At 42.7% G+C, this 6060-nt stretch carries 6 protein-coding genes; 2 read left to right on the top strand and 4 right to left on the bottom strand.

What is annotated here, in order from left to right:
* The 4 genes from AB4623_RS12050 to AB4623_RS12035 form a co-directional block, all read right to left on the bottom strand.
* Positions 1 to 1396: methyl-accepting chemotaxis protein (locus AB4623_RS12050; protein WP_372146472.1), on the bottom strand; the 1396-nt coding region annotated here is incomplete at its 3' end.
* 435 nt (positions 1397 to 1831) lie between these two features.
* The gene (locus AB4623_RS12045; protein ID WP_372146471.1) at positions 1832 to 3202 is read right to left on the bottom strand and encodes a YjiH family protein; all 1371 of its coding nucleotides are present in this window, start codon (positions 3200 to 3202) and stop codon (positions 1832 to 1834) included.
* Positions 3203 to 3430: 228 nt separating this feature from the next.
* Positions 3431 to 4105, bottom strand: coding sequence for a YoaK family protein (locus AB4623_RS12040; RefSeq protein WP_017062746.1), 675 nt, complete (start codon positions 4103 to 4105; stop codon positions 3431 to 3433).
* A 175-nt stretch (positions 4106 to 4280) separates the two neighbouring features.
* Positions 4281 to 4763 (bottom strand): GFA family protein, encoded by a 483-nt coding sequence (locus tag AB4623_RS12035; protein ID WP_170791798.1) that lies wholly within the window; start codon positions 4761 to 4763, stop codon positions 4281 to 4283.
* 32 nt (positions 4764 to 4795) lie between these two features.
* Between AB4623_RS12035 and AB4623_RS12030 the strand changes: the two genes are divergently transcribed.
* Positions 4796 to 5449 (top strand): hypothetical protein, encoded by a 654-nt coding sequence (locus tag AB4623_RS12030; protein WP_017064322.1) that lies wholly within the window; start codon positions 4796 to 4798, stop codon positions 5447 to 5449.
* 125 nt (positions 5450 to 5574) lie between these two features.
* The gene (locus tag AB4623_RS12025; RefSeq protein WP_009845720.1) at positions 5575 to 5874 is read left to right on the top strand and encodes an isoamylase early set domain-containing protein; all 300 of its coding nucleotides are present in this window, start codon (positions 5575 to 5577) and stop codon (positions 5872 to 5874) included.
* Positions 5875 to 6060 lie beyond the last annotated feature (186 nt).

Genomic DNA, 6060 nt, shown 5'->3' with positions numbered 1-6060 from the left:
GGTCTGCAATATCGTTGATTACTTTTAGAATCGTTTCGATGTTGGCTGTTGCTGATTCAAGTACTTGTACTTCGGCAACCGCTTGGTCGATACGAGCTGAAAGGTTATCAATCGCTTGAGTGGTGTCACTTACGACAGATGTGCCGTCTAGCGTTGCTTCATCAGCTTCACGAGCCGCCGCAGCCGCGCCTTGAGCGTTGTTCGCCACTTCAGTTGCAGTCACCGCCATCTCGTTCATTGCAGTCGCTAACTGTTCAAGCTCTTGAAGTTGCGTATTCATTGCGTTTGCTGATTCGCCTGCACCTTTAACCGTGATTTCAGTACCGCGTTTAATCTCAACACCAATCGCTTTCGATTGAATAATTTGATTTTGCAGGTTTTCGGTAAAGGTGTTGAAGCCTTTCGCTAGGTCAGAGAACTCTTTGTCTGTGTTGGTATCTAGGCGCTTAGTTAAGTCACCTTGTCCACTTGCTACATCTTGAATCGCTTGGTTAAGTGCATCCAGTGGACGCATTAACACGCGAATTAGAACTGTTAGAGCAATGATGCTGAGAATTACCGCAATCAAAGAGTAGATCATTGAGCTGTTCTTCAACTCTTCAACGGTTTGGAAAGCGATCTCTTCATCCAGGATGGCACCGATGTACCAATCTTCACTAGGGATGTGGGTGAAATTAACTAGGAACATTTTGCCGTCGACTTCAATTTCTTGAGAGCCTTCACGAATAGTCGCTTGTGGCATGTAGCTTGATAGCGTTTCACCGTTGTTTTTCGCATTTGGGTGAGCAATCGTGGTGCCGTCGGCTGTTACTAGGAACAGATAACCCGCATCAAACAAGTTCACTTGGTTGACCAAGGTAGCAAGGTTCGTCAATTCTAGGTCGTAGAACATACCCGCAGTAAAGCGGCCGTTGTCTTTAACTGGAGTACCTACTGATATGATGACTTTCTTACTTGATGCATCCACATAAGGAGCGGTAACAACTAAACTGTTTTTGGATTTAGCATCAATGTACCAAGGACGAATTCGTGGGTCGTAGTCTGGACCGGCATCCCAACCATCATCATTTTCAATAACGAAACCGTTTGCTTCATAACCAAAACCAACCGCTAGGAAGCTGTTTTTAAGCTTTGGCTTTTCTAAGATTTCTTTAACGTAAGCGCGATCTTCAGGGTTGATCTCGATGACTTCAGTCGTCGATTGAGCCAACGCTTTCTTGGCGTTCATCTCCGATACGACGGTATTTTTCACGCCCGAGACCATCTCTTTCAGGCTCGCATTGACGTGGTTTTCTACTGCACTTCTTACAGTGTAAAGTTGTTGTATTGAAAGCAATGATACTGTCACTAGCAGCAAGGCTGATGATGCAGCAACCACCTTATGGCTAAATTTCATTGAGTTTTCCCCTTCTCACAGGCTTTGCGAAGACTAAAGTTAATCGTGTTTTTGTAATTATATATATCGACTAGATTGGATTTTACTTGAATGTAATTTCACAAAATAGACTACAAAAATACAACAACCTAAACAATGCAAAATTCACTAAAGCGCATATTTGTTGCTTTTAGTATTTGGTTCAATGAGTTGGGGAATGGGGCTAGACGGAGTTTAAGGAGGAATTAAGAATGTATTAATTTGATAGTTATGCGTTCAGTTTTCTATTAAAAAGAGGCGGGGTGAACAAACGATATGAAATCAAATGACATGCAGAGCTTATAAATTAATTGAACTCCAAATAATACTGTGTATATATTTTCGCAAATAAAAAGCCCCACAAAAGTGAGGCTTTATAAACTGAATCTTTATTGAGTTACATAAGTAGTATCTAATTTAGAATATTAGATGCGCTACACCAGCGATAACTGGAAGCGTAATTAACGTACGTAGAATAAAGATAATAAACAGTTCTAAGATGTTCACTGGAATCTTACTGCCTAGAAGTAGAGCGCCCACCTCAGACATGTAGATCAGCTGAGTTACCGACATTGCTGCAATAACAAAGCGAGTCATCTCGTTGTCGATAGAAGCCGCAAGGATTGCTGGGATAAACATGTCCGCAAAACCAACAACAATCGTTTCAGATGCTGCAACCGCTTCAGGAACACCAAGTAGCTCTAGGAATGGAATGAAAGGCTGACCTAGGATTGAGAACACAGACGTGTATTCCGCAATAACCAGTGCCATTGTACCTAAACCCATAACAACAGGCAGTACGCCAAATACCATATCTACGGCGTTACGAACGCCTTCGCCAAATACAGATTTAGCCGACTTTACTTGAGATGCTTTATTTACCGCTAGCTCAAGACCCCAAGAGAACGTTGAGTGACCTGCTGGGATCGCGTCAGCGTCTTTGTGCGGCTTGCTGCCATCAATGAAAGTATCTTTCTTCATGCTTAGTGGTGGAAGGCGAGGGATGATCACCGCTGCCACAATACCCGCTAAACAGATTGCTGCGTAGAAAGGCAGGAATAGGTGCTCTAGCTCTACTTGAGCAATAACCACAAGACTGAACGTGATAGAGACTGCAGAGAAAGTCGTACCAACTACAGCGGCTTCACGCTGCGTGTAGAATTTCTTCTCGTATTGTTTGCTTGTAAGCAGGATACCGACACTGCCGTCACCTAACCAAGAAGCCATACAATCGATAGCACTACGACCTGGCAGGTTGAAGATTGGGCGCATCACTTTACTTAGTAAGGTGCCAAACAATTCTAGCAAACCAAAGTTAAGTAGTAGTGGCAGTAGTAAACCTGCAAAGATAAATACTGAGAACAGTGTTGGAAGTAGGCCTTCTAGTACGAGACCACCAGTGTTTTCTTCCCAGATAAACTCAGGGCCTACTTGGAAGAAAGCCATGAATGCAGCAGCACCACCGATAAGACGAACCAACAACCACAGTGGAGATGGGTTGAAAAGACCGTTTAAGAAAGAGCTTGATGTAATGAATGTAGGTTTGAAAATGGTGCTTAAAACGGAAGCTACAGACATGAAAGCAACGATTGCAGTGATAATAGCAACTAGAGACTCACCGAAAACCGCTTGAATTGATTTAGCTAGAATAGCGACAGGGATCGTTAGATCACCTTGATAGCTGATTGGCGCCATGAAAAGGAATAAACCAATCAATGATGGGATTAAGAAAACCCAGAAACTGCCTTTAGATTTCTCTGTTTGAGCAGTATTCTTGTTGTTAGACATGTTATTGTTCTCGAATTTCTACACGTAAAAAAGCCACATCCTTGGCATTTTTATTCACTAAACGTCCGTATTTTCTCATTGGGTGCAAGATTACCCAGTATTAATATCGCTTGCAATACTATTCATCAAATATCGCTAAATATTCATACTGGTTATTCTGCAACGTATTAAGAGTTTAGAATAAAGTGTTGCGGATGTTACGTAGTTTGAGGTTATATTGCCAGATATTTATAAATTGACTGGGGTTTCAGTTCGATAGGTCAAGTATAACCAGTAGCTAAACGCAATAATGAAAGCAAAAGAGGCAGGGAAAGCCAATGCCAAGATTTCGAAGCGTTGGAACAGACAAGCGCCAATTAAGCCGCCAAACAGGAAGCCAACCACAATGAAAATTAGCAGTTTGGCTTTACGGCGGTCAAAAGGCATCCCCTTTAAGCGAGCGCCAATCATGATCCCAAGATCGGTAATGATCCCGCTCATGTGTGTTGTTCGAATGATTGCCCCGCTGTAAGTGGTGATCATCGCGTTCTGCAAACCACACGCGGCTGAAGCGAAATACTGACCTGAAGTATAGCCTTGCAACAGTGTCCACAGCGCCAAAAACAGCAATCCACCCTCAATACATAGTGCAACACCGTAACGGCGTCCTAACTTCAATGCTTGGTTTTCAATAAAGAACCCGCTGAACGCCGCACCTAACATGAAGCTCATGATCACCAATAGGAGGTGAACAGAAGCCGAGGTCGGTGTAAGCAGGCTACTGCCTAGCAAAGACATGGTGCCGGAGATATGGGAGATAGCTTGATGTTGGAAGCCAAGTAAGCCGATAGCATTAACACTGCCAGCAAGACCAGCTAACAAAAGGGCGCCGTATTCAACCCAGCGAGGTAACTTAGAAATCATGTGGTTCACCCTGGGTTAAATAGAGGAGCAAGATTATAACGCTAGACAAAAGATACGCTAGCGCTGTGAAGCGGTGATATTTGATCTTAGGCAACAGTATTGCAGTTTGTTTTAATACTGTTGCTATATAAAGATAACGGTCAATAACGAGATAAAGATAACGCTCAATGACGAACTAGTTGTAATGGCTCATTTGGTGGTCGAACTTAACCCAACCGTGTTTGCGTTCTTCATAAACCGAAAAGCTCGGCAGTGGGAAGTCTTGCTCTTTAAATAATCCGAGCGGGACGATATAAAAATCAGCGGCGGCAACCGACTGCAAAAGCATGGTGGTGCCACACTTGGGACAAAACTGATAGGTGACTTCATTACCCGTATCGCTGATGCGTGAAAAAGAGGTCACTTCACCGCTGAGTGTAACTTGTTCTATTGGGAACCGAGCCTGAATGCCGAACACACTTCCGGTGCGTTTCTGACACTCATAGCAATGGCAGACAGATGTACGTTGAGGTTCACCTCGGCATACTAGGTTGACTGCTCCACAGCGGCATTCGCAACTTCTGATATTTCTATCTTTAATATGATTGATATCCATCCATGCTCCACTTCTGGTTAACCCTGTATTGATAATTATACTAAAGCCCTTTATGGTCTGCACAACTGGATGAAAACAAAAGAATATAATTGCCCATGAAAAAGAAAATCTTACCTATCCCTCTGATTCTACTGATTCCAATTGTCATGCTGGTTGTGGTGATAGTAGCGGGTATTTATCGCTTTAGCTTAAGTGATGAAGAGATCTTGGCGAAGTTTCCTTCTTCTCAAGTGAGTTATGACCCAGTCGTAGAAACCGTTTTTGATTTGAAGACGACCAATCCATGGACAATTAAAGTTCCTGAGACTAACGCCTACGCTTTTATCAATGAAGTTGATGAGCCTAGAGCCATCGCGTTTGGACGCTATGACTCAGGTGTTGAGCGCGGTGTGGTAACGGTAGACACCAATAATCTTTCAGCCGCCACGTTGGGCAAGGCGAGTTTCTTTGTCGCGCCGATGTGGATATCTAACCAAGGCAGCGGTGTTTTCTATTATCTAGGCCTGTTTAAGCATGACCAGCAACGAAGCCGTGTGGTGTTAGTCGACCAACTTTTACTGGGTGATCGTATACAAATTCAGACATTGGAGGTAGCTCAGCAGCCAGGTTCGCAATCACAGAATAAACTTACTGGGGAAGGTTTTATCGGCTTTACTCAGCATTCTGCGGAACAATCATTTGCAGAACCCCCTTCTGAAAAGGTGTTAATGAGTTTTTCTTTTGATACGCAATCAATTGGTAAGCAATAACGTTTTCGTGAATGTAAGGATCTGTTGTTTATGTGAGCCAAATTACATATTATCTTAGTTAGATGAATGAAATTTAGACACAGTTAGCTTTGTGTCCGCTTACTTATTACAAATGGAGCTTGCGAATGATTAATAAACGTTTTTTTAAGACGAAAGATGAAGTTGAAGTGACCTTCGAGCTAGAAGCTCAGGAAGCGAACTCTGTATCCATCGTTGCTGACTTTCTTGATTGGAAAGCCACCCCAATGAAAAAACTGGCCAAAGGGAAGGTTTACAAGTTTAAAACTCGTCTACCTAAAGATGGCGAGTTTCAATTCCGCTACCTAGTTGATGACCAACAATGGGTGAACGATGCGAATGCTGACCGTTACATCCCAAATGAGTTTGGTGAAGACAACTGCTTAGTGTCGACGGTAAACGCATAATCTTTTCTTAAAACCAGCGACTAATTCGCTTCGTTTATTAATTATTCGAAACGGAATAACGTAAACCAATAGAAAGCAGAAACTAGCCGTTTCTGCTTTTTTATTTTTAAATTTAGCGGTTAATTTTATTTCTTATCTAGTGGCTCTTCATCTACGGCAACTCAATGACTTAGGCTAAGTTGGGAA

The organism is Vibrio sp. 10N.222.52.C12 (assembly GCF_041474215.1).
Classification (GTDB): Bacteria; Pseudomonadota; Gammaproteobacteria; order Enterobacterales; family Vibrionaceae; genus Vibrio; species Vibrio crassostreae_C.
This window is presented reverse-complemented; position numbering and strand designations above follow the sequence as displayed.